The organism is Proteus sp. ZN5 (genome assembly GCF_011046025.1).
Classification (GTDB): Bacteria; Pseudomonadota; Gammaproteobacteria; order Enterobacterales; family Enterobacteriaceae; genus Proteus.
Genome location: NZ_CP047639.1, coordinates 1010361 through 1035689 on the forward strand (window position 1 = coordinate 1010361; position 25329 = coordinate 1035689).

17 protein-coding genes and 1 tRNA gene are annotated in these 25329 nt (G+C 39.2%); 8 read left to right on the top strand and 10 right to left on the bottom strand.

Annotation, left to right across the window (positions count from 1 at the left end; genetic code table 11):
- The first annotated feature begins 41 nt into the window (after nucleotides 1-41).
- Both GTK47_RS04635 and GTK47_RS04640 read left to right on the top strand, forming a co-directional pair.
- Nucleotides 42-1328: an FAD-dependent oxidoreductase gene (locus GTK47_RS04635; protein WP_109402384.1), complete on the top strand. Its 1287-nt coding sequence runs from the start codon at nucleotides 42-44 to the stop codon at nucleotides 1326-1328.
- Nucleotides 1325-1609: a ferredoxin family protein gene (locus tag GTK47_RS04640; protein ID WP_075673872.1), complete on the top strand. Its 285-nt coding sequence runs from the start codon at nucleotides 1325-1327 to the stop codon at nucleotides 1607-1609. The genes GTK47_RS04635 and GTK47_RS04640 overlap by 4 nt, the downstream gene beginning before the upstream one ends.
- 74 nt (nucleotides 1610-1683) lie before the next feature.
- Here GTK47_RS04640 and GTK47_RS04645 read toward each other — a convergent pair whose 3' ends face one another.
- From GTK47_RS04645 to aspA, 10 genes are all read right to left on the bottom strand, one after another.
- Entirely contained in the window at nucleotides 1684-2649 is a 966-nt protein-coding gene (locus GTK47_RS04645; protein ID WP_165122303.1) for a helix-turn-helix domain-containing protein, read from the bottom strand.
- Between the two features lie 710 nt (nucleotides 2650-3359).
- On the bottom strand, nucleotides 3360-8294 hold the full coding sequence (locus tag GTK47_RS04650; protein WP_165122304.1) for a DNA repair ATPase: 4935 nt from the start codon (nucleotides 8292-8294) through the stop codon (nucleotides 3360-3362).
- Nucleotides 8295-8384: 90 nt separating this feature from the next.
- Entirely contained in the window at nucleotides 8385-10580 is a 2196-nt protein-coding gene (locus GTK47_RS04655) for a hypothetical protein (RefSeq protein WP_165122305.1), read from the bottom strand.
- An 86-nt stretch (nucleotides 10581-10666) separates the two neighbouring features.
- Nucleotides 10667-11302: an OB-fold-containig protein gene (locus tag GTK47_RS04660; RefSeq protein ID WP_165122306.1), complete on the bottom strand. Its 636-nt coding sequence runs from the start codon at nucleotides 11300-11302 to the stop codon at nucleotides 10667-10669.
- Nucleotides 11303-11604: 302 nt separating this feature from the next.
- Nucleotides 11605-12252: a type II CAAX endopeptidase family protein gene (locus GTK47_RS04665; RefSeq protein WP_165122307.1), complete on the bottom strand. Its 648-nt coding sequence runs from the start codon at nucleotides 12250-12252 to the stop codon at nucleotides 11605-11607.
- Between the two features lie 424 nt (nucleotides 12253-12676).
- Nucleotides 12677-12817, bottom strand: coding sequence for a hypothetical protein (locus tag GTK47_RS04670; protein WP_165122308.1), 141 nt, complete (start codon nucleotides 12815-12817; stop codon nucleotides 12677-12679).
- 196 nt (nucleotides 12818-13013) lie between these two features.
- Nucleotides 13014-13089, bottom strand: a tRNA-Phe gene (locus GTK47_RS04675).
- A gap of 296 nt (nucleotides 13090-13385) precedes the next feature.
- Nucleotides 13386-13958 carry a transcriptional regulator gene (locus GTK47_RS04680; RefSeq protein WP_165122309.1) on the bottom strand — a complete coding sequence of 191 codons (573 nt, stop codon included), beginning with the start codon at nucleotides 13956-13958 and terminating at the stop codon, nucleotides 13386-13388.
- A gap of 184 nt (nucleotides 13959-14142) precedes the next feature.
- Nucleotides 14143-15468, bottom strand: coding sequence for an anaerobic C4-dicarboxylate transporter (locus GTK47_RS04685; protein ID WP_088494533.1), 1326 nt, complete (start codon nucleotides 15466-15468; stop codon nucleotides 14143-14145).
- 158 nt (nucleotides 15469-15626) lie between these two features.
- Complete coding sequence (gene aspA, locus GTK47_RS04690; RefSeq protein ID WP_165122310.1) at nucleotides 15627-17051, bottom strand: aspartate ammonia-lyase; 1425 nt, start codon at nucleotides 17049-17051, stop codon at nucleotides 15627-15629.
- A gap of 374 nt (nucleotides 17052-17425) precedes the next feature.
- Here aspA and GTK47_RS04695 point away from each other — a divergent pair, with 374 nt between their 5' ends.
- The 6 genes from GTK47_RS04695 (at nucleotide 17426) to GTK47_RS04720 (ending at nucleotide 25145) form a co-directional block, all read left to right on the top strand.
- On the top strand, nucleotides 17426-17932 hold the full coding sequence (locus tag GTK47_RS04695; protein WP_165122311.1) for an FxsA family protein: 507 nt from the start codon (nucleotides 17426-17428) through the stop codon (nucleotides 17930-17932).
- Between the two features lie 169 nt (nucleotides 17933-18101).
- Nucleotides 18102-18395: a co-chaperone GroES gene (locus GTK47_RS04700; RefSeq protein ID WP_036914050.1), complete on the top strand. Its 294-nt coding sequence runs from the start codon at nucleotides 18102-18104 to the stop codon at nucleotides 18393-18395.
- Nucleotides 18396-18447: 52 nt separating this feature from the next.
- Nucleotides 18448-20094, top strand: a complete 1647-nt coding sequence (gene groL, locus GTK47_RS04705; RefSeq protein ID WP_165122312.1) for a chaperonin GroEL — start codon at nucleotides 18448-18450, stop codon at nucleotides 20092-20094.
- Nucleotides 20095-21206: 1112 nt separating this feature from the next.
- The gene (gene ltrA, locus GTK47_RS04710; RefSeq protein ID WP_165122313.1) at nucleotides 21207-22865 is read left to right on the top strand and encodes a group II intron reverse transcriptase/maturase; all 1659 of its coding nucleotides are present in this window, start codon (nucleotides 21207-21209) and stop codon (nucleotides 22863-22865) included.
- A gap of 104 nt (nucleotides 22866-22969) precedes the next feature.
- Nucleotides 22970-23194 carry a DUF2188 domain-containing protein gene (locus GTK47_RS04715; protein ID WP_001556379.1) on the top strand — a complete coding sequence of 75 codons (225 nt, stop codon included), beginning with the start codon at nucleotides 22970-22972 and terminating at the stop codon, nucleotides 23192-23194.
- 319 nt (nucleotides 23195-23513) lie between these two features.
- Nucleotides 23514-25145, top strand: a complete 1632-nt coding sequence (locus tag GTK47_RS04720; RefSeq protein ID WP_165122314.1) for a Na+/H+ antiporter — start codon at nucleotides 23514-23516, stop codon at nucleotides 25143-25145.
- Nucleotides 25146-25329: the final 184 nt, after the last annotated feature.

Consider the following 25329-nt stretch of genomic DNA (forward strand, 5'->3'; position numbering starts at 1 on the left):
AATTTGCTAAGCGACCGCACATAATAAAAGGATAGAAAAGTATGTCAGACGATATTTTTGACGCCATTATTGTGGGTGGTGGACTTGCTGGTGGTACTGCTGCCTATGTATTAGCACAAGCAGGGTGTGATGTTTTAGTCGTAGAGCGAGGTAATTTCGCTGGCAGTAAAAATATGACAGGTGGGCGTTTATACGCACATAGTCTTGAAAAGATCATTCCCAATTTTGCCCAAGAAGCCCCTGTTGAACGGCTTGTGACACGCGAAAAAATTTCCATGCTAACGGAAACTGATGGAGTCACTTTAGATTATCAACACACTCAGCAAGAAGAGGAAGCCGCGCGCTCTTATACTGTATTGCGTTCTTCATTTGACCAATGGTTAATGGAAAAAGCTGAAGACGCTGGCGCACAAGTGATCACAGGTGTTCGTGTCGATGAAGTGTTGGTAAAAGATGGCAAGGTATGTGGTGTAAAAGCGGGTGATGATGAAATTGAAGCCCACGTTGTTATTCTTGCTGATGGTGTTAACTCATTATTAGCAAAACAGTTAGGTATGACACAAAAAGTTAATCCTCATACCGTAGCGGTAGGGGTTAAAGAGTTATTGGAATTCACGCCACAACAAATGGAAGACCGATTTGGTTGTACTAATGATGAAGGCTTAGCTTGGCTTTTTGCTGGCGCACCATCAGGCGGATATTTAGGTGGCGGATTCTTATATACCAATAAAAACACTGTTTCTTTAGGCCTTGTTTTAGGGCTACATAATGTCGATAAATTCGAAAAAACGGTTCCTCAATTATTAGAAGATTTTAAACAACATCCTGTTGTTGCACCACTTATCAAAGACGGCAAGTTATTAGAATATTCAGCGCATATGGTGCCCGAAGGTGGCATGAATATGGTATCTGAATTAGTCAAAGATGGCGTATTAGTTGCGGGAGATGCTGCTGGATTTTGCCTTAACGTTGGCTATACCGTAAGAGGGATGGATCTAGCAATTGCCTCTGGTGAAGCAGCTGCAAAAGCAGTATTAATGGCGAAAGAGCAAAACAGCTATAACCAAAAAGAATTAAGTTGCTACCAATCTTTATTAAATGACAGTTTCGTCATGAAAGATATGAAGTTATACAAAGACTTACCTTCTTTCCTTGATAATACAAGATTCTTTACGGATTACCCGCAAATGGCTGCCAATGTCATGCATGATTTATTCGTGATTAATGGCCCAGAAAAACCTGTTCGTAAGAAAATACTGTCTCAAGTTAAGAAAGTCGGTGTGATGAACTTAATTAAAGATGGATTTAAGGGGGTACGTTCTTTATGAGTCAAGTAAACGTAGACGTTAAATTAGGCGTCAATAAATTTAATGTGGATGAAGAAAATCCACATATCGTTTTAAAGGATGATATCGATCCTGCACAATTTGAAATCTTAATGAAAGCTTGCCCTGCAGGGTTATATAAAAAAGATGAAAAAGGACAATATCTTTTTGATTATGCAGGATGTTTAGAGTGTGGTACTTGCCGTGTTTTATGTGGCGATACGATTTTAAAAAAATGGGAGTATCCGTGTGGCACATTAGGCATTGAGTTTCGTTACGGCTGATGTGATAACTTTTATCCCCCCCCTTTAGAATAACCTCCAAAATGTAAACTAGAGGGGGGAGGTAATTAGTTTATTTATCTTAATGAGTGTATTTTCCGATATTCGGAAGGTGTCATAAAAAATTCAGATTTAAATTTTCGACTTAAATTAGAAATATCGCTAAATCCACATTCATAGGCTAACTGTGTAATATTTTTCTCTGCCAAGAGAGGATTCACTAAAGCCGTTTTATAATTCTCAAGACGTTTTTGGTAGATCCAACGAAGTACAGAGGTATTTTGTTCTTTAAATAACATCTGTAAATAGCGCACGGAGATCCCACACGCATTTGCACATTCATTTACGCTGAGATCAGGATCAGAAAGATGTTGCTCAAGATAGTGCTGAGCAAAATAAAATAGCGTTGATCTTCCTAAGCTTTGCGGTGGTGTTGCAATACTGAATTCGCTAAACGCAGAGGTAATTAAATTCAATAAAATATCAGCAAGTTGTTGAGCGTGTTGTGGTGGCATTGAATCTAGGAACGGAATATAGCGCATCACAAAGCTATAAACGAGAGAGCCGGTAATACTATTACCACGTATCGCTCTTGCGGTGAGATTTTGGGTATTACCTAAACGTGATGCCAATTTCTCTCTTGGGATCAAAATTTTAAATAATGAGTAATCGTTATCAAAAGACCATGATACGGGTCTTGCCATATCAAAAATACAAAAGTCGCCTTGCCGTAAAAATGCAGTTCTTCCATCTTGAGTAAGGTGGCTGGTTCCTGAACGCTGGATCTCAATTTGAAAATGCTCTTCTAAGCTCAGTTTATGAGTTAAAGGACGGCTACTCGCCCAGTGCCCGTTAGACTCTAGCTGAATAAAGCGCATATTTGTCACCTGCTGCTCGACAATATTGGCATAAAATCGAGAATGAGGAGGCAATTCGATTTCATTGCATTCATAAGACGATAAAAAGCGGTCTTTTATTGTATCCCTGAATACGGAAAACCGATCTACGTCAGGGAGTTCCCGAGTCGTAAACATGCTTTTCATAGTACGCCCACTTTTATTGAAAGTATTTTGTTGTGTTGCTACTTGTCGGGTATAAAAATGCCTTAAACCAGACAAAAATAGAATAATTTTTTCGATAACTTTAATCTAAAAATTAGAATAGTACGCTTAAATAATTATTAATGAAGATATCTATTATCTTCCTTGTTAATAAATTGAAGACTATATATTTAAAAGTTTTTAATTTATTTAAACTAAAGTCATGTAAATTATAGAGTTAATTTATAGCATTTTTGATGCTATCATTTCTATGATATTAATCCTAAGTTAATTTCCTATCTTTAGAGAGAGATCTCATAAATAGATTAAGAGTGATTCTTATTAATATCTCGTTTATTTCATTCTTTTCAGAGTGTGAGTTAATATGGATTTTATGTACTGGATATAATCATTTGTTAAATAATGTTGTTATTTATTGTTAATCGTAGCGTTATTAATTATATAAAATATAATTAAATTTCTATAAATTTAATTATTAATAGAATTCGTAATATATATTACAACAATTCTTCCTTTGATATCATGATTTATTAATAGTAAATATATTTAATCTTAACGATGTTCACGCTTTCATTTGTTGTGAAAAAATCAATATCGTGAACGTGAAATAGGTTTCTCGATTTATAAAACATTATTTATGTAGTATTTAGCCCACTAAAATAAGTGGGCTAAACACGACTATTTTTTTATCTTTAACGTAGACCTTGCACACTTTCCACTAAATTGGCTAACTGTGATACTACGCGGTCGCCAATATCAGCGTTATCACCACCCAATGCTTTATTACGCATAAAGTCTTTCTTAATTTGTGCCCAACGAGTGGTGTCTTTTTCAGTTAATTTTCCACGTAATTCAGCGAGTTTTAATAAGTTCTCTTCAGCGCCAGTTGTTAGCAGTTGTGCTTCACCAAGATAGTGGTCGTCTAGCAAGCGTTCAATTTCTTCATCATTCATTACCGCAGACACTTTCTCACTTAACTTATTCATATTGCGGTAACTGCCTTGTAAACGGAATGCTGGCTCTGTGCGATATTTATCAGATTGAGCTGCGCTGGCAATATATTGTTGGTTCACTTTTAAGATAACGTTTCGTAAAGTAATTAAGTGCTTAAGTACCATCACAATTTCGTTAATTTCAGCATCTGAATATGGGTAACTTAATGTGTTGGTAGAAACGGATTTCCCCATTGCTTTATCCACTAAAACATAGAGATCGTTAAGATCACGCAAAGCCAGTGGTGCCAATACCGCATTCGATGTTAGGCTGTTTTCGATATAACTCAGCGCAAAGGCTTCATCCATACCACCTAATACTTCACCTAAGTTATAAATATCAGCACGGTTAGCCAGCATATCAGGAATACGGAAGACTTCGCCTGATTCGGTATAAGGGTTTCCTGCCATCACGACACAGAATTTTTTGCCACGCATATCATAGGTTTTGGTTTTTCCTTTCCACACCCCTTCAATACGTCTTGTTCCATCACACAGTGAGATAAATTTTTGTAAGAATTCAGGGTGAGTATGCTGAATATCATCCACATACAGCATAACGTTATTACCCATTTCTAGCGCTAAGTTGAGCTTCTCAAGCTCTTGTCTTGCTGTTGCGTTGGGCGCTTGCTCCGGATCGAGTGATAGCACGTTATGTCCTAATGCAGGACCATTGATCTTCATAAAAATCAAACCTAAACGTGCTGCTGCATATTCCATTAATGTGGTTTTACCGTAACCCGGAGGGGAGATCATTAATAATAATCCCATTAAATCGGTGCGCTTACCTTCCCCTAAAGCACCAATTTGTTTTGCCATGTTGTCGCCAATAATCGGTAAATAAACATCATTAATCAGCTTGTTACGGACAAAAGAGCTTAACGGTTTGGCTTTAAATTCATGCAGTTTTAAGCGCTCTCGTTCATCACTGACTATTTTCTGGCGCAAGGTAAGGTACTGTCGAAATGCAGGAATAAAGTTCTTTCTCTGCCCACGCATTCGACTGAAATAATCATCTAAACTGAGTGATAACGCTTGATTATCAATCGTTGGGTGAGAGCCTAATAAACCTGTTACTGTAAAGTATAAATCGGCTTCGCTATAACGCGCTGATGCGACTTTATCTAAAATAATGATAGCGATAGCACCCGGAATATAAGGCGTAAGATCGGCGTAATCAGGTAGAGAGCATAACCCTTGCAGCCAATTTTGGATCAGTGTCCAACGCTGTGCGTATCGCGTGCCTAAATTTTGTTGTGAACGATTAAAGTCCATCCACATATGAGCTTCTTCTAATCGACTTTGCAGCGCAACCACTAACTCTTTAGCGTATTTGCTATAAACTAATTCAATGGGTGTTCTCGCCAAAGCAAAGCTTAAATATTCAGAGGCTTGTATCGGAATATAGTGTTCGCACTCAATCGGATTATCATGAAGGAATAGACGTATATCCGCTTCGATTTCAGCTTGCAGGTCGGTTAATGCGTCATCTGTATGGAATAATTGCTGAATATTCAGTGCTGTTCTTGCACGTTCAGGCCACAGGGCAGGGTATTGCTCATTTTGTTTGGTTTCCCAAAATAGTGCGGCTACTGCGCGTGCAGTGGGGTTATAACGTAGAAGATCGGCACTTTCACCTATTGGGAGCAGCTTTTTCAATATAGCGATAGCATCGTGATCGTGGATCCCTTTTTCATAGCCTTCTTTATAACGTGGCGTTGCAAAATCACGCACGAGCTTTTCCAGCTTTTCTGGAATAGTGAGTGCTTCTTTTAGCGTTTCGTAATCAAGGCCATCTTGACGTTTTGCTGCGGCATAAATAATGGAGTAAGCAAGGTATTCAGCGCGATAAACAGTGTCTGATTCAGACTCAAGCGAGGCATTCCAATAAGGTTGTAATTGGGCAAGCTCTGCATTTTCAATCGGCTCTTGGTAATCTGTTCCTGTCAGATATAACCAGAGTTTATCTTCTTTAGGTAAGATAGTGAGATCAAGCTCTTGCGTATTAACACTAAAACGATGGCGAGGCCCTAATTTAATGACATTGCCGCCGTCTTCAAAAATATCAGTTTTATCTCGCAGAATACGAATAGCCTGATCACGAGAGGATTTTAGACGCGCATCAATATCATCAGCTTTGACGTTATCATTGATTTCTCTTAGTTTTTCAATGATTTCCCGTGTTTTTAATGAGAGTGGATCGGATGCAAAAAATGCATTTAACTCATCTTGTGATTGCAAACGAGAAGTACGACGTTGCAGATTTTCCAGCAAGCGATTTGCTGCAGTAAGCAGGCTTTGTGAGCGACGTTGACGATCATCAAGCAGTACTTGTTTGTGCGACTCAAAAGTTTCTACTAACTCTTCACGTTTAGCGAGAATATCATCAAGAAATTCATCATGATGACTAAATTGGCTTTCAAGTTCTTCTAATTGAAGCAATAAGCGAGAAAGTTGATCGTCACAACGTTCAGGATCGGTTGCAAGGGATAATGCATTGGTGATCCCTTGGCTAAATAAACGAAATTGTGCGCCAAATTGTGCCACGCTTTCGACACTACTTTGTGATTTTCGTTTTTGTTGTAGTCGAGCGCGAGATTGGTTTAGTTGAGCATAGATTTGTGAAATCGCATCAATAATATGGGTTTGTTGAGTGACATCTTGGAATGTTAAAGAAGCCATTAAGTTAGAAAGCATATCCAAATCAGTGGACATTTTTTCCATGTCATTCATCGGGATATCTAGCTGTGCGCTGTTTTGCGCTTTTTCAATGAGATTTTCAAAGGTAACAAGCTGAGTTTTAAACGGTTGTAATGCTTTATCACTGGCAAGAAACAGCGCTGTAGCTTGAGAAACGCGTTGCTGAGTTTCCGTAATTTCCGTTTCCATCGCGTTGAGCTTGGTTAAATCCATATAACGGAATTCACGCAATGAAATCAGATGCCCACGATGAGTATTCAGTGAATTTAAGCTATCAACAAATTGTTGTATATCAGTCCAGCTATCAGGCAGTGTTAGGGCGAGTAGTGATTTTTGGCGATTAACGGCTTCAAGCATGGATTTCGCAGATTGCTGACGAATACTTTCTACTTTTTCATATTCATCAAGCACTAATTCGCTGGTTTGAGCGATATCTTTGAGGAGTTTTCCAATACCTAAACAGTGCTCATCGTTAAACCAATAATAGAGATCTAATAAATTTTTAGGTTGTGAACTAAGCTGTTCATAACGAGCAATAGAAACTTGATTACCTTCAATTTCTTTTGCGACATGTAATATTTCAGAGATCCCTCGTACTAAATCGGCATTACCAATACGGCCGTAAAAACCATTACGAGGAGGCTGTTTATCGGCAAATTCTTCAGAATAGAAGGGAGTTTGCCAAACTTGCATTGGATGAACGCGTGTTGCTTCTTCGCCTTCACCTTCAAACAGCACCATTTTCCCGTCTTCGAGCATCGCATAGCCATGGCCAACTAAAGGCACAGCAAGTTTGCGCTCAATCATATTGTAATTGAAAAGCGCAAGGCGACCTTGTGAAGGTGAGTAGAAAACATATAACACGTCTTCACCATTAGGCGAACGGCGTAGGCGGCGAAAATACATACCTTCCATCGGTTGATCAAAGGTTTTGTATTCACCATTTTGCAGGTAATAACCGCCAGGGAAAATAATGCCATGATCTTCAGGTAGTTGAACACAAGCTTGTCCAATTGCATCAATGCGTTGGACGGTTTGTGCCAAAATGTTGTAGACCAAATAACGCCAATTTTCTTCTCGATACGGTAAGATTTTTAACAGAATTAAACTGCCTGTTTGAGCATATTCAATTTGTGCATCATCGAGAGATTGGTTTTTATCTAATACGGCTTCACGATAAATACCTAAACCATCTTCCGTATTATTTTCACATTTGACCGTTAGGTCGCCACCGGTTGTTTCGACAAAAACGGTATCAAGAATATTGATATGAGGAAAACGACCATTGACCGTATCTTCACGTTGGGTTTTCGTCCATTCAAAATCATAAGCAGGGGGAAGAGCGATATCTCGCTCACCACGATTATCAATATATTCAATATGTTGCTTATCACTTGAAATTGACCAACGAAAAACACGCACATCAGTAATACGAGCACCAATCTGGAAACTGGCGAGTAACTTTCCGTCACGCTCAACTAGCTGTAATAGTTGCGTATTTTTATAGTAAGTATAGAGCTCAGTAAAATCTTGAATAAAGCGATTGTCGTTTAAGAACGTATTTTCATAAGGTACGGCTTCAACATCAAACTCGCCCTCATTTTCAATTAAACGATAAAGTGAAAAAACATCTTCAAGATGTGTTTCACGTTTTAATCCAAGGAAAACGTTATAACCAAATAGTAACCACTCACCTACACGAACAATATCTCTGGCTTGGCAGTTATTTTCAGTGCGAATACGAATACGGCCAATAATATCCATTTGGCTTTGACCAAATTCATCTAAGCGATGCTGATTGAGCTCAGTGGCTTTTTGATGAAGTTGTTGGCCTTGTTCAGTGAGGCGTTTGCGTAAAATTTCATACGCACCACCTTGTGCAACGGCGCTATCGAGTATTTCCTGCTCGCGATTCGTATCCAGAATGTCAGACATGGTATAACGGATTTCCTTGGCTTAAACGATAAAAACAAAAGAAAAGACACAGAGATAAGCGTTATGCCTTTTCACCTCCTTTAAATGAAATTATTCTTCTTTAGAGGAGTCTGATTTAGTTGTCACATCTTTAATTAGCTGACTGGCGCCTTTTGTTGCCATAAATCCATTAATTAAATCTTGAACTTCAGGATTTTTTAATAAAGAAGCGATATCGAGTTTTTTATCTTGTTGAGTACGGTTAATCAGCTTTTCAACGTTCTCTTTGGCAAAACTGCTTTTATCCATAAAACCATCAACAGCTTTACCTAAACTTAATGCTTTAGAGAAGGTATTAAAGAAGTTGCCATCACCACCCACAATTTCAATATTGGTTTTGCTTAGAGCGGCTGCCAATACATCAGCTTGTTCGCGTGCAATTTCTTTGTTGGCTTCAATAGAGGCCATTGCTTGTTCAAATTGTTTTTCAAGGCGCATGCGGAACTCTTCATGCGAACGAGCCGTATCGCTAAGGTGATCCATCGATTTAAATTTATCAGTTAAACCATCGGCTTCTGCTTTCAAGCGTTGGCGAATAACTTCGGCTTGTGCTGAACCTAATTGGCCTTCACCGCGTGCTTGAGCTGCGAGTTTTTCTTCAAGGATCTTAGCATCCGCTAAACCGAGTTTTTCTTTCGCATTAGCTTGTTGCTCTTCACCACGCGCTTGAGCGGTTAATTTTTCTTCCAAGATTTTCGCTTCTGCAAGGCCTTGTTGTTGCTGGGCTTGTGCTTTAGCTTCCATCACTTGTGCTTCAGTTAAGCCTTTTTCTTTCATACCTCGTGCTTCTGCTAATAGTTTTTCAGCGGTGACAGTAGCAAGCACTAAACCTTCTTTCTCTTCAGCTTCCGCAGTTGCTTGACGTACACGAGCTTCAGCAAGACCTAATGCTGCATGCTCTGCTTCAATACCTTCAGCTAAACGTTTTTTTGCTTCGGCTTGTTTGACAGAGGCTTCTAACTCCGCTTTCGCCATGGTACTGATTTCTTCAGCTTTATGTTTCGCACTAGATTCATCTGCTTCAGCTCTTTTTACTTGGCGAACTAAAGACTCTTCCGCTTCCGCTTGCGCATTAATCACAGTGACTTGGCGCATACGTTCAGCTTCTGAGATTTCACGTACTTCTTTAATGCGTTCTTCTTCTTGAGCTACGGTTTTTTCTACGGCAACACGTTCACGGATAACATTTGAGATGTTTTTACGTTCTTCTTCTAACGCTTTTTCTTTCTCAATACGTTGCAACTCAACTTCACGTTCACGAGCAACAATTTCTAACTCACGCGCACGATTAACTCGTTCTTGTTCAATAGTGATGGCGCGGGTACGATTTTGTTGTGCAACTTCCACTTCGCGCATACGGTTTTCTTCACGGATCTCAATTTCTTGTTGAGTCTGAATACGAGCTTGTTCTGCCTTAAGACGCTCTTCTTCTTGAACGCGTAGCGTTTCTGATGTTTCACGAGCGCGAATATTGTCGATTTCTCGTTTTTGGCGTGCTTCCGCATCTGCTTGTTGGCGCTCTAAAGCTAAACTTGCTTCGCGAGTTTCAACATTTTTCTTTTGAATAGCGAGTTCTTGATCGCGCTCTTTTTGGTTGGTTTCAATATTATGAATGGCGGTAATTTCCGTTATTTTGCGGATACCTTCAGAGTCAAAAATATTGTTAGGATCAAGCGCTGATTTTGGTGTTTGTTCTAAATAGTCGATAGCAACGTCTTCTAATGCATAACCGTTAAGATCTTTGCCAATGACATCCACAATGCGATCACGGAAATTTTGGCGATCTTCAAAGAGTTTTGATAATTCAAACTGTTTACCTACCGTTTTTAATGCTTCAGAAAATTTAGCACTAAAAAGGGTACTAACAGCTTGATGATCGGAAGCTCTATCAACACCAATGGCTTTTGCGACTTTTAGTACGTCTTCGGTGGTTTCATTAACACGTAGATAGAAAGCAACCGTGATATCTGCACGTAAGTTATCCTGACAAATCAGACCATCTTTACCACGACGATCCACTTCTAACGTTAAAAGAGAAATACGCATAAACTCTTTTTTGTAGATAACGGGATAAACTAATGCCCCCGTAAAATGGACTTTAGGTTGTGATGACATGTCGTTGACAATTAAGGCTGTACCTTGAGGTACCTTAATATAGAAAGCTTTAAATAATCCAAATAACCCTAAAATAATTAGGATTGCGAAACCAACGACAGTTAAGAAAGGCATAACGAAAGCCAAATCCATACTTTTTTCTCCATAAGTTCAGACGATACCGTCATTTTTTAATAGTGTTTGTCTGCTAACTAAATTGTCTTTCATCAATGTGGATATTAGCGATGAAATTCATCTTCCGTTACGACTTGATAACTATGAGTGGATGCGTCATAACTAATAATAATGACATTATCCCCTCGTTTAATATTTTCTGTTTCAGGCGCTCTAATTTGTAAAATTAAACCTGCTCCCCCATCTTCTAAAACCGCTTCACCTTTGTTTTCTGTTACATTGGTTGACCGTACTAACGCTAATTTACCTATCAATTGGTGTACTGATTTAGGCTTATTACGTGACATCAGTTTTTTACGGATCGGTTTTAAACATACCGCAGTAAGATTAAGTGCAATAAAAGAAATAATGATAAAGGCAATAAAACCCGTTAAATAACGAATAAAACTTGTTTCAATAGCACTAATAATCCAATAATTAGTAAAGTAACTGATAAACCAGCCAAAAAGGGTGAAGAAAGTTAAAATAATGGTGACAGGAATACCTGCTAATCCTAATTTTGTTAACCAGCCCGCAAGCCCTGTTGCATCAACATTGATATCTAATTCACTATCAATATTAAATAAATCAATATCTAATAATCCAAAAGCAGCACAGAGCCAATAAAAAGAGATAATAATAAGTAATGCACTAAAAACGATGCTAGGAAAAGCTAGGCTATTTTGGAAAAACAAATTCATAAAGGTTCTCTTAATTTAAGAAAATAGTAATGTTATTGTCATATTAATATCTCTTATCATACTTTAATACGTTGAAAAAGCATGTAGTTATAATCACATTCTCTATTTATTTTTCGATTTTATTTTTTATAGAATTTAATATAACTTATTGAGACAGTTATAAATAATATTCGGTATTATTGCGTATAGAATCAGATCATTCTCTAAAAAATAATAAAAATATTTTCACCTATTAAGTATCATTTCTTTTTAAGTGATTAAGTGTTTTGTTATAAAAAATAGAAATTTATTAAATAAAAACTCTATAACATTAAAAAAACGATACTGATGGTGTTGTGTATTCCATGTAACAATATTGGCGCGATTAATGAACGAGTTCCTATTCTGATTTGGCAAAACACAACACCCACAACAAATATAAGGATAAAGGTAGTGATTGACTCATATTGAGTGTGCATCGCTGCAAATAGGAGTGAGGAGAGAATAATAGCAATCCATTTACCTACATTGCCATACCACATACCTGCATTTAATAGAAAACCTCTAAAAATGATTTCTTCGGTAATGGGGGCGATAAAAATAACAGAAAGAGCAAACAAGAAGAAGGCAAAGCCTGTAATAGATTCAATTTCTGTAACCCATGAATCATCTTCAGAGCCTAAAAATAGACTAATGAAATATAATCCCACTAAGGCTAAAAAAGGAGCTTTTAATGTACGCCATTGAAGGCGACCTAACGGCATTAATTTAATATTTTTTTGATAAGCAAACCAAATAATCAAGCAGTAGGGGAGGTAAATAAAAAAGCTGATCAATGAGATGATATAAGGCGATTGAAATAGAGCAACAGGAAAGGGAGTCAGTAATAGACTAAAAGATGAGAAAAAATAACCTATAAAGGCAAGTATGCAGATAAAGGAATGATAGATCCGGTCTTTGGGAAATTCCATTTTTGTTGATCCTTGAGGCTATACTGATGAAGTCGTTCTATTTTTATAATGATTCAAATTATAAAGGTTTTGTAAGAAAAGAGTATGAAGGAATATTTGAATTATTAAGATATAAGAAAATACTTAGAAGTTTAGTTTATGGGGGAATTGCTTTCTGGTTATAAATTATATGGGAGTTCTATGTGAAGATGTCTGGAAATTGTTTTATTATATAAATACTGACAATGTTTATAATCATTAACAAGCGAGTGGTTTTCCTTTGTTTTTTATAAACACAAAGGATTTATATCTTAAAATTGCTGCAGAAGATAAACAAAGGATAGCTATAGTAATGAGAAATGCCATTATTAAACTAGCATGAGTGTTAGCTGAATTAAGATAAATAGCCAAGAATAGTGTGAATATGATAATAAAAATAGAAAGATTAGTCTAAAAAAAACATTTCCCAGATTGAATATTTCAGTTTGAATACTATTACTTGATCTTTTTGAGAATTTTTTATTCTATAAATATCTTTTAGCGTGAATCCACTTTTTAGTATCAATGCTTCAATTCCATTTTTCATAATCTATCTTCCTTGCCCTCATAGAGACACATATATTTGAATTAGCATATTATTAATAGTGTTGTATCTATTTTGATCTACTTTCTAATAGGTAGAAATGAGGTAGGTAGAAAAGGAAAGCGGCGTTTAGTAAGAATAACAATTAGTTTAGTCTATAAAAGCAAAAAACCAGCCATAAGGCTGGTTTTTCTAAAGATGGTGCCCGAACTCGGAATCGAACCAAGGACACGGGGATTTTCAATCCCCTGCTCTACCGACTGAGCTATTCGGGCTAACGAGGCGCATTAAACCGTATTCAGCGTGATGCGTCAACGTATTTTTAATAAAAAATGCAAAAATAAGTTTGTTTGCTTTCTTTTTATTCTATTCGAGTTTAAATTTTCATCATAAGCAATTTTTTAGTAAAAAATGCTTAAATAACAATCAGTAAAGATATTCACTTTTTTGTAGATCAAAGAGAAAGCTTTCTCTTTTTTTGATGATTAAATTTGTTTTTTACTACTCAATAGATAGAAATTGAGTACAAGCAAAAAAATAACGCATTTCTTTCGTTTTCCAACACTCAAAACTAACTTAATGCACCATTTTTACGACATTGAGCAATCTTAAGAATATCCTCTGCCAATAATTTAGCTGTAATAATATCATCTGCGTGATGATTCACCATTAAACGGCTTAAACAGCCTTCTAAGATGAGTTCCATCTGTTTGGCAACCAACTCACTATCTTCGATATCAAGTTCGCGTAGTAGCGTTCTAGAGTAATCAAATGAGCTTTGTTTTTGACGTTGGCTTAACTGGTGAATTTGAGAGTGTTCATCAGGATATGCGCTACAAGCCGCTACGAATAGACAACCGGGAAAACGGTTTTTCTCTAAACGCATCGCCAGTTGATCATAACGAGCCAGTAATTTTTGTTCGATAGTCAGCTCTTCATCTAGCATGACTTGGCGTTGCCAAATATCAATTTGCTGCCCGTGGTGGCGAAGACAATCAAAAATCAATGCGTCTCTATCAGGCCAGAAAGGATGAAGATCAGATTCATTGATACCAGAATCTTGAAGAAGGTCAGGTAAGGTTGCAGCTAAGCCATATTGCTCTAACTGGATAAGTACGTGGTCTAATAACGCTTCACGTTGCACGGAAATCTCCTTAAATCACGTTGTCGCGAGAACATCATAATTAGCAGACTTTAGCTAAAAATGAAAGCAAGGAGCGAGAGGGTAAAATAAAAATACCCCATCTTACGACGAGGTATTTTCTTGTTTTTTTATTTCTTGTAAGCGCTAGGCGCTTTTTTGCAATGTTTTAATTTTTTACTTCAAACTACAGGATCATACCGCCGAAGAGGAAACCAAATCCGACAGCTAATACCACACCAATTGTACCTGGGATAAAGAATGGGTGGTTGAAGACTAATTTACCGATACGGGTTGTACCTGTGTCATCCATTTGAACTGCCGCAACCAGTGTTGGGTAAGTTGGCAGGATGAACAGACCAGAAACCGCAGAGAAAGAAGCAATTGCAGTTAATGGAGATACACCTAAAGCTAAAGCCATTGGCATTAATGCTTTTGCTGTTGCTGCTTGTGAATATAACAGTGCAGAACAGAAGAAGAAGATAACGGCTAATAACCAAGGATGGCCAGTGATTAAATCACCCGCAGTCAGTTTGATCCAATCAATGTTGCTTGAAACGAAAGTATCACCTAACCATGCAACACCCAGAATACAAATACATGCACTCATACCTGCTTTAAAGGTACTTGAGTTTAGGATGGTGTCAGTTTTAACTTTACAGAAAACAGTGATTAAGGTTGCAACACTCAGCATGATGATAAGAATAGCGTTAGTGGTGTTCATTAACGGTTCTTTCACAATACCTAAGCTTGGGCTGTTGATGATTGCATAAGTAACAACACAGATAACACCCAGTAAGAACAGCATTACAGATGATTTAGCACCTGGTAATGTTTCTCTACGTGCTTGGCTACCACGTAATTCAACCAGACCTTGTTCTAAACGCTCACGATAGACAGCATCATCAGATAGTTTTGAGTTAAATACCCAAGACACGATGAATGACATCAGAATGATCGCAAGGAAAGTCGCTGGTAATAAGATAGACAGCAGAGTGATGTAGCTTACTGTATTACCTTCACCAACCATTGCTGGGTTTTCCATGACAGATGCCATGTAAACAACTGCAGCAGAGATTGGAGATGCAGTAATACCGATTTGAGCGGCAACAACACCTGTTGATAAAGGACGGCAAGGTTTGATGCCTTGTTCTTTTGCAACTTCTGCGATAACTGGCAGTGTTGCTAAAGAGATGTTCCCTGTACCTGCAAATAGAGTTAAGAAATAAGTCACAATTGGCGCAAGAATTGTGATGTATTTTGGATTACGTCTTAACAGTTTTTCAGTTTGACCAACAAGGTAATCCAAACCACCAGCAACCTGCATCGCAGAGATTGCGGCAATAACAGCCATAATGATGGAGATAACATCAAAAGGGATTGAACCAGGTTTAACACCGATAGCAGCTAAAACCAAAACACCTAAACCACCGGCAAACCCGATACCAATTCCCCCAAGTCTCGCACCGAGGAAAATGGCCAGCAGAACGATAATCAATTCTACGGCTAACATAGCGTTTACTCCTTGAGATAATTAAAAAAATGAGAAAGATAAGTTAAATTTTTGTTTTTACAATCAAGTAAAAAGGCACGTCTCTTAAAGAGTCCGTGCCTTGTGTTTTTAAGAGCTCATTCTTATGTTTAACAGTGTCATGTTATAAAACACAATTATTAATCATCGAAGCGTTTTGCTTTGTAAGCCGGGTTTTTTAAGTTCTCGATAGAGAAGATATCATCCAGTTGTTCTTCGGTTAATAAACCGCGTTCTAGAACAACTTCACGTACACTCTTACCAGTTTCTGCACAAATCTTACCAACGATGTCGCCGTTATGGTGACCAATGAATGGGTTCAGATAAGTAACGATACCGATTGAGCTAAATACGAAGTGTTCACAGATTTCTTTATTCGCAGTGATACCATCAACACATTTTTCTACTAAGTTACGGCAAGCGTTGCTTAACAGAGAGATTGATTCGAACATTGCTTGACCGATAGCTGGTTCCATTACGTTCAATTGTAATTGACCTGCTTCAGCAGCCATAGTCACACAAGTGTCATTACCGATAACTTTAAAGCAAGCTTGGTTAACAACTTCTGGAATTACTGGGTTTACTTTAGCTGGCATGATTGAAGAACCTGCTTGTAGTTCTGGAAGATTGATTTCTTTCAGACCTGCACGAGGACCAGAGGACAGTAAACGTAAGTCATTACAGATTTTAGACATTTTCACAGCTAAGCGTTTTAACGCACCGTGAACCATTACATAAGCACCACAGTCAGAAGTTGCTTCAATTAAGTCTTCTGCTGGAACACATGCTAAACCAGTTACTTCTGCCAGTTTTTCAACAGACAGTTTTTGGTAACCTGGAGCTGTATTCAGACCAGTACCGATAGCTGTTGCACCTAAGTTCATTTCTAACAGTAACTCAGCAGTGCGTTTCAGGTTTTTGATTTCTTCTTTCATCAGTACAGAGAAAGCGTGGAATTCTTGACCTAAAGTCATTGGTACAGCGTCTTGTAATTGAGTACGACCCATTTTCAGGACGTCTTGGAACTCAACTGCTTTTCTATCAAAACCTGCTTTCAGCAGTTCGATAGATTCAGTTAATTTGATAACAGAGTTATAAACCGCTACACGGAAACCACAAGGATAAGCGTCATTTGTTGATTGGCTCTTATTGACGTGGTCATTTGGGTTTAGGTATTGGTATTCACCTTTTTGATGGCCCATTAATTCCAGACCGATGTTTGCGATAACTTCATTGGTATTCATATTTAATGAAGTACCAGCACCGCCTTGGAATACATCAACTGGGAATTGATCCATGTGTTTACCTGTTTCTAAAACAACGTCACAGGCTTTGATAATCGTATCAGCGATTTCACGAGGAATAGTGTGAAGTTCTTTATTAGCTAATGCAGCTGCTTTTTTCACCATTACCATACCGCGGATGAATTCTGGAACATCATTGATGGTACGATCACTGATGTAGAAGTTTTCAATAGCACGTAAAGTGTGGACGCCGTAATAAGCATCAGCAGGAACTTCTCTTTTACCTAACAGGTCTTCTTCGATACGAGTTTTATTTGACATGAGAACCTTCTTATTAAAATTTTAACTGTCTAGTTATGCGCTTGTTAATAAAATATATCGTTAACGGTTAATAATGTAATATAACTTACCGTTTTGCTTGGTACTGACACGATCATATTCGGGTTGTGAACAAATACCTTTAAGCTGGATCACTTTATAAGTAAATAACGTCTAAATATTTTCTTTTTGTGATCTATCTCATGGATTTTACAGTTCTACTTCTCTTTTTAACGCCCCTTGAAAAGGAGTGTTAGGCTCCCCATTATTATGTAGATAAACTAAGAAAAAGCGAGTTTGTAAACTATCACCTTAGATGTAGTTCACACTCCTTTCTATTAATAATATGAATCTTTTTTTATAAAAAGGAGAACCAAGTGCGTTGGCTCCCATTAATTGCTATTTGTCTTCTTATCTATGTAGAAGCTGTTATTTTCGTCAATGTGGCATCTTCTATTGGCGTTCTTACAACACTATTCCTTGTGGTGCTGACTTCTTGTGTTGGTGTCTCACTGGTAAAAAATCAGGGCGTAAAAAATATTGCTTCAATGCAGCAAAAACTTGCAGTGGGTGAAGTTCCTGCAGCAGAAATGGTGAAAAGCGTTTCGTTAATACTGGCAGGTATTTTATTGTTGATCCCAGGCTTCTTTACGGATTTCTTGGGTTTACTGTTATTACTGCCACCGTTACAAGCACTGCTAGTGACAAAATTGATTTCTCGAATTCGAGTTTATTCAGCGGGTCATGGTCAAAGTGGGTTTTCTTCTAATCAGAATGGAACAACATTTGAAGGCGAGTTTCAGCGTAAAGAGGATTCACCGAGTAACCAGCTGAATAATAAGGCTGAAGATCAGGATAACGACCATTTTTCTGACAAAAAATAATTAGCCCAAAGCATAATCAACTGAAATGGGGAAAATTTGAAAAAAAATCACACTTCTCCCCTTGAAGTTTTACCGGATGCCCCCACCTGTATCGTCATGGTACTGGTTCATCTTGGGCACTGGTATCAACCTTAATCCTGATATGGACTTTTTTATAGGAGCACTATTAATGAAGATTCGTCCATTACATGACCGTGTTATTGTTAAACGTAAAGAAGTCGAAGCTAAATCAGCAGGCGGTATCGTACTGACTGGCACTGCGGCGGGTAAATCTACTCGTGGCGAAATTTTAGCCGTAGGTCAAGGCCGTATTATGGAAAACGGCGACGTTAAACCGCTGGATGTTAAAGTTGGCGATATCGTAATTTTTAACGACGGTTATGGCGTTAAAACAGAAAAAATTGATAACGAAGACGTGCTTATCATGTCTGAAAGCGACATTTTAGCAATTGTAGAAGAATAATTTTTCTCTTTTAAGATCTTCTTAAACTGAACGAATTCAAAGGAAATATACGATGGCAGCTAAAGACGTCAAATTCGGTGTAGATGCTCGTAATAAAATGTTACGTGGTGTTAATGTTCTTGCAGATGCAGTTAAAGTAACTTTAGGCCCTAAAGGTCGTAACGTTGTTTTAGATAAATCTTTCGGCGCACCTGTTATTACTAAAGATGGTGTATCTGTTGCACGTGAAATTGAACTCGAAGATAAATTCGAGAACATGGGTGCACAGATGGTGAAAGAAGTTGCTTCTAAAGCCAATGATGCGGCAGGTGACGGTACTACAACTGCAACAGTATTAGCACAATCAATCATTGCCGAAGGCTTAAAAGCAGTTGCCGCTGGCATGAACCCAATGGATCTGAAACGTGGTATCGATAAAGCTGTTGTTGCAGCTGTCGAAGAACTGAAAAAACTGTCTGTTCCATGTTCAGATACTAAAGCGATTGCTCAAGTTGGTACAATTTCTGCTAACTCTGATGAAACCGTCGGTACTCTGATCGCACAAGCGATGGATAAAGTTGGTAAAGAAGGTGTTATCACCGTTGAAGAAGGTACTGGCTTAGAAGATGAGCTAGACGTTGTTGAAGGTATGCAGTTTGACCGCGGTTATCTGTCTCCTTACTTCATCAACAAACCAGAAACGGGTACAGCAGAATTAGAAAACCCATTCATTCTGTTAGTTGACAAAAAAGTTTCTAACATCCGTGAATTACTGCCTGTATTAGAAGCCGTTGCTAAAGCTAACAAACCTCTGCTTATCATTGCAGAAGATGTTGAAGGTGAAGCACTAGCAACATTAGTTGTGAACAACATGCGTGGTATTGTTAAAGTTGCTGCTGTTAAAGCACCTGGCTTTGGTGATCGTCGTAAAGCAATGCTGCAAGATATTGCAACATTAACTAACGGTGCTGTGATTTCTGAAGAAATCGGCATGGAGTTAGAAAAAGCGACATTAGAAGACTTAGGTCAAGCAAAACGCGTTGTTATCAACAAAGATACAACAACGATTATTGATGGTTTAGGTGATCAAGACGCAATTAGCGGTCGTGTATCTCAAATCCGTCAACAAATCGAAGATGCAACTTCAGATTATGACCGTGAAAAATTACAAGAACGCGTTGCTAAATTAGCTGGCGGTGTTGCAGTAATTAAAGTTGGTGCAGCAACTGAAGTTGAAATGAAAGAAAAACGTGCTCGTGTTGACGATGCTCTGCACGCAACTCGCGCAGCAGTTGAAGAAGGCGTTGTTGCTGGTGGTGGTACTGCTCTGGTTCGTGTCGCTAACGCTCTGCGTGAGATGGTTGGTGATAACGAAGAACAAACAGTAGGTATCCGCGTTGCATTACGTGCAATGGAATCTCCAATGCGTCAAATCGTTGCTAACGCAGGTGAAGAACCATCTGTTGTTGTAAACAACGTGAAAGCAGGTGAAGGTAACTACGGTTATAACGCTGCAACAGATGTTTACGGCGATATGATTGATATGGGTATTTTAGATCCAACTAAAGTTACTCGTTCTGCACTGCAATTTGCTGCATCTATCGCAGGTCTGATGATCACAACAGAAGCGATGATCACAGATTCACCTAAAGACGACAAAATGGATTTAGGTGGCGCTGGTGGTATGGGCGGCATGGGTGGAATGGGCGGCATGATGTAGTGCGACGAGAGTCGCGTAGGTAGCTAGCCGAGCGGGCTACGTCCATAGTGAGTACTAACTGATAGTTGTACTCACTATTCCCCGCCGAAATAGCATAATAATGATATGTCCGATGTTCCGGGCTTTAAATTCTCCCGGACATCGGCTCTTCACTTGGTGAAGAACTAATTTCTGGTTGCGGACTTTAAAGTCAGTATTCCTTTCTAAATAATGTGTAACAGCGTTTTAATGCGATAACCATTTGAATTTTCAATATTGTTATCACTTAATCACTGTTATAACGTCAAAAGATACACGTTGAAACAAGGCAGATTTTTTTAGCTTGTGATGTAACGGGGTTAACATCGTCTCTATCAAATTTATGTACGCCAGCACCTACCGGTGTGAAGCTGTGCTGATGATTGTCTGACTGTATTGCATCTGATACAGAGCCAGACCTGTTGTGTAACTAACAGTAGCCTAGGAGCAGCGCGTCGCTAGTAATGGTGAGGTGTGAGAGCGCTCTGACAATGTACTCCCCGATGTTTGGGTGCTGATTTATCGTGAGATAAACAGTGGATTTTACCAGTAGCAGGTGAATGAGAGGCTAGGCTGGATCATAGGGTTAACATTAAGTGAACTGTCCGTAAGCACCGTCAGCCGCAAGCAGCAAAAGCTACTGATATGCTGTGACCAAAAGGTACAAGGTCGGTTATTCCTATTACATCTGGGAATACGTTACCAACAGACCTTCGGTGTATAGGCAGAACCTAAGTGATCCGTGTCATGAGTACGGAACTCGGTAAGCCCGTATTTTCGCCACAATGTGGCAGGTAAGTCGCAAGACCAGCTGTTGAGAGTGCGGGTAAAGGAGGTTGGAGAAAGCGAATGCCGTTCTGTAATGGAATGGATAAGAGGTTAAATGTTCCTCTACCGGAAACGGGGCAGACTTCCGACTGGTCTTTAATTGTGTGCAGTACTGTAAAGCAAATCTAACGTGACAGAAAGTTGGTCAGGGCAGTTCTCTGTTCTGACCTAACCCTTGCGGGAGCATAAGATAACTCCTGCAAGGGGGCTATCTGTCAGCTCTCGCTTGGGGCTTTCTAATCCAAAGCACTGAGGAGAGTAGCAAGTTGAGTACGTTAATAGAAGTACCTGCGCTTTCCGGCAGGGCGGAAAACTGGCATCAGATTAACTGGTGTCAGATACACCGTCAGGTCAGAGGGCTACAGGTACGAATCGCAAAGGCAACAAAGCAGAAGCATTGGCGCAGGGTGAAAGCCCTGCAAAGAATGCTGACGCGCTCGTTTGCAGCCAAAGCTTTGGCTGTCAGGCGGGTTACCGAAAATCGAGGCAAAAAGACAGCCGGAGTGGATCGCCAGTTGTGGAACACTCCCGAAAGTAAATGGTATGCGATCGATCAGCTTAAACGGACAGGTTATAAGCCGTCTCCGTTAAGGCGGGTTTACATTCCTAAAAGTAACGGCAAATACCGTCCTTTGGGGATACCGACGATGAAGGACAGGGCGATGCAGGCACTATACCTGCTGGCACTTGATCCCGTCTCGGAAACTAAGGCAGATCGCAACAGTTATGGCTTTCGTCCGGCTCGTTCAGCTGCGGATGCGATTGAACAATGTTTTGTTAATCTCAGTCGTAAAAGCTCTGCGGAATGGGTACTGGAAGGCGATATAAAAGGATGTTTTGATAACATCAGTCATGACTGGTTACTTGCCAACATTCTGTTGGATAAACAGGTACTCGGGAAATGGCTTAAAGCGGGATTTATGGAATCCGGTCGTTTATACCCGACAGAAGCTGGTACACCACAGGGAGGCATTATTTCCCCTGTACTGGCAAATATGGCTCTGGATGGATTGGAAGAGGTGCTTGAAACCCATTTCGGGAAGAAAAACACCAAAGCCAGTTATAAAACCAAGGTCAATTATGTGCGTTATGCGGACGATTTTATCATTACTTGCATCTCGAAAGAGTTACTTGAGAATAAAATCAAACCCCTTGTTGAAGCATTTATGGCGGAACGAGGGCTGCAATTATCACCAGAAAAAACCGTGATAACGCATATTTCGGAAGGGTTTGATTTTCTGGGACAGAATGTACGCAAGTATCGTGGCAAAATGCTGATAAAGCCAGCTGCTAAGGGATTGCGTAATCATCTTCAGAAAATCCGGCAAATAGTGAAGCGTAATGCGGCATCAAAACAGGGTGATTTGATAAGGCAACTTAATCCGGTATTACGGGGTTGGGCAAATTATCATCGTCATATTGTTGCCAAAGAAACGTTCAGCTATATCGACTATCGCGTCTGGAAATTGCTCTGGCGCTGGTCATGCCGTCGGCACGGGAATCGCAACAAGTATTGGGTGAAAAAGAAGTATTTTCATTCGGTCGGGAGCGAGAACTGGGTATTCCAGAGTATTGATGCGGATAACGGCCTGAGAAGGCTAGTGTCCTGCAAAGATATCCCGATTAAAAGGCATATTAAAATCAGGGCTGAGGCGAACCCATATGATCCGGTTGACGAACTGTACTTTGAACAGCGGCAAATTAAGCGCTGGAAAGAAGGGAAAATGCAGCGAGGAAAACTGAGATTAATTTGGGAACGGCAAGGCTATCGCTGCCCAGTCTGCCACCAACTATTCAGAGATAATGATGATTGGGATATACATCATATTATCAGACGGGTAGATGGAGGAGGTGACGAAAGCGATAATTTAATGATGTTACATCCGAATTGTCATCGGTTGATCCATAACCATGAAGTGGATTAAGTACTATATGTGGTGTTTTTTCGTTATTGAATGATCAATATATTGATTGTTTATGGTTGTCATGGTAATTTATACAGTGTCATGAAACTGTAAGGAGGTGACCCATGGCAGGTAAAAATCAACATGTAGTTAAAAGAGGTAATGGTTGGGCGGTACTTGGTGAAAATAATTCCAGAGATACTTCGCATCATCGCACGCAGCAGGAAGCTTTTGAAGCTGCGCGTGATATAGCTAAGAATCAAAGGAGTGAAGTTTTCATTCATGGTGAGAATGGAAAAATTCGTGAGCGAAACACTTACGGTAATGATCCTTTCCCGCCAAAGGGCTAGTCCAACAATTATAATGTTGTCGGCCCAAACAGAAGTGCGGGCTTATAAAGGCTTGAGCCGTATGCGGGGAAACTTGCATGTACGGTTCTTAGGGGGCGGCGGCGCAGTAATGCGCTGCTGCTACCCGACATTCATCAGCCAACTGTTTTACACGAAAAACCCGAGCTTAGGCTCGGGTTTTTTTATGCTGTTTTACCTCAGAATTATCAGATAATTTATTTTTTATATAATTAGAAACAACTTATTTCTTTACAACTAGACAACAGATCGTTTTTACTGCATCGCTTAAAAAATAATTAAATAAATTGGGGTGTTCACCATGTCTGTCGTCGCCATCGTGCTTATCTTTCTTTTTGCCGTGATTGTGAGTGTATTTATCTCTCGATTGCTGTCGGAAAAAATTCCTTTACCATTGATTCAAATTGCTGTCGGAGCCTGTTTATCTATCTTTGGTTTTGAAGTTGATTTCGATCCGCATCTTTTCTTATTCCTGTTTATTCCTCCATTGCTCTTTTTAGATGGTTGGCGCATTCCTAAAGAGGCGCTATTCCAAGAAATTAAACCGATTATGTCGCTGGCAATTGGTTTAGTTGTAGTGACAGTGATTGGTATGGGCTTTTTTATTCATTGGCTTATTCCTTCAATTTCGCTTGCGATCGCTTTTGCATTAGCGGCAATTTTGTCACCCACCGATCCTGTTTCAGTTTCCGCCATGACTGTCAATTCGCCACTTCCTTCGCGTATGACGCATATTTTAGAAGGCGAATCATTGCTTAATGATGCAACAGGTTTAGTCTGCTTCAGCTTTGCTGTTGTGGCTGCGTTAACAGGCTCTTTCTCTATTGCATCAGCAACAGGGCAATTTTTGTTAGTAGCTTTAGGTGGGGCTGCAATTGGTTTGATTGTGGCGGGTGTAATTGGGCGGCTAAATCAATTTTTAGTTAAGCGTACTGGTGAAGATCCGGCTATCCAAATCTTGATTAGTTTATTAATGCCATTCTTTGCTTATTTATTGGCAGAGCATTTCCATGTATCGGGGATCTTAGCCGCCGTTGTTGCCGGTATTGCGATGCACTACGAAAAAATTGTGGGTCGTATGCAAGCGGCTACACGTATGCAAAGTAAAGCGGTTTGGGATACTGTGCAAGTTGCACTTAATGGGATGATTTTTATTTTATTAGGTGAACAACTTCCTGCAATGTGGACGATTTTACCTGAAGTGACGCAATCAGCCGGTGCGATTAATCCGTGGGCGGTTATTGGTTATATCATTATTATTACGATAGGGCTTGCCGTACTGCGTTTTGTATGGGTGTGGATCTCAATGTCACTGACAGTCTTCCGCTCTCCCGATAAACGTTTATCTCGTCATGATCTGCGCTTAATGGCTATTATGGCAACTGCAGGAGTACGAGGCGCAATTACACTAGCAGGTATCTTAACCCTTCCTTTATTAATGACAGATGGTTCACCTTTCCCAACTCGTGATCTCGCTATCTTTATTGCTATGGGCGTTATTCTCTGTTCATTATTAATTGCAACTATCGCATTGCCGATTTTAACTAAAGGGCTATCAGAAGATTTACCCTATGAAGATGATGAAATTCGTACTCGTTTAGCGTTAAACGAAGCGGCGATTGCACATATTAATGAATTGATAAATCAACCTTGTGAAGATCTCGATGAAATGTCATTGCGTATAGAAGCGGGTTCTCATTTATTAGAAATCTACAGTCGTCGCCTTGATAGTGAAGACAGTGTGCAAGAAGGCGCTCTTGATCTTAAACGCTTGTTTAGTATGGAGCGTAAATTATCTCGTAGTGCATTAAAGGTTGAACGTGATGCATTGCAACAACTGCGTAAATCTCGTCATATCAGTGAGCATATTTACCACCGTTTACGACATGAATTAGATTTAAAAGAAGAAGCACTGAATCATCATTTGAGTTAATTTGGCCAATATTATCTTCAGATAGTGGTTTGCTGTCTGAAGATTTTTAAAAATGAGCTAATTGTGTGTTCATTCTCGCACTGTATAGACCGAAAATAAGCCAGATCGTTTTAAAAGCATAAAAGCGGTGTAGAATAGAGGTATTATTGCTTTGTCTATCTCAAAGCGGAATTTGTACGTTAAA

Excerpts from the sequence above, each read along its gene's own strand:
- GTK47_RS04635 (WP_109402384.1), top strand. The coding sequence starts at position 42 with ATGTCAGACGATATTTTTGACGCCATTATTGTGGGTGGTGGACTTGCT.
- GTK47_RS04640 (WP_075673872.1), top strand. The coding sequence starts at position 1,325 with ATGAGTCAAGTAAACGTAGACGTTAAATTAGGCGTCAATAAATTTAAT.
- GTK47_RS04645 (WP_165122303.1), bottom strand. The coding sequence starts at position 2,649 with ATGAAAAGCATGTTTACGACTCGGGAACTCCCTGACGTAGATCGGTTT.
- GTK47_RS04650 (WP_165122304.1), bottom strand. The coding sequence starts at position 8,294 with ATGTCTGACATTCTGGATACGAATCGCGAGCAGGAAATACTCGATAGC.
- GTK47_RS04655 (WP_165122305.1), bottom strand. The coding sequence starts at position 10,580 with ATGGATTTGGCTTTCGTTATGCCTTTCTTAACTGTCGTTGGTTTCGCA.
- GTK47_RS04660 (WP_165122306.1), bottom strand. The coding sequence starts at position 11,302 with ATGAATTTGTTTTTCCAAAATAGCCTAGCTTTTCCTAGCATCGTTTTT.
- GTK47_RS04665 (WP_165122307.1), bottom strand. The coding sequence starts at position 12,252 with ATGGAATTTCCCAAAGACCGGATCTATCATTCCTTTATCTGCATACTT.
- GTK47_RS04670 (WP_165122308.1), bottom strand. The coding sequence starts at position 12,817 with ATGAAAAATGGAATTGAAGCATTGATACTAAAAAGTGGATTCACGCTA.
- GTK47_RS04685 (WP_088494533.1), bottom strand. The coding sequence starts at position 15,468 with ATGTTAGCCGTAGAATTGATTATCGTTCTGCTGGCCATTTTCCTCGGT.
- aspA (WP_165122310.1), bottom strand. The coding sequence starts at position 17,051 with ATGTCAAATAAAACTCGTATCGAAGAAGACCTGTTAGGTAAAAGAGAA.
- GTK47_RS04700 (WP_036914050.1), top strand. The coding sequence starts at position 18,102 with ATGAAGATTCGTCCATTACATGACCGTGTTATTGTTAAACGTAAAGAA.
- groL (WP_165122312.1), top strand. The coding sequence starts at position 18,448 with ATGGCAGCTAAAGACGTCAAATTCGGTGTAGATGCTCGTAATAAAATG.
- GTK47_RS04715 (WP_001556379.1), top strand. The coding sequence starts at position 22,970 with ATGGCAGGTAAAAATCAACATGTAGTTAAAAGAGGTAATGGTTGGGCG.
- GTK47_RS04720 (WP_165122314.1), top strand. The coding sequence starts at position 23,514 with ATGTCTGTCGTCGCCATCGTGCTTATCTTTCTTTTTGCCGTGATTGTG.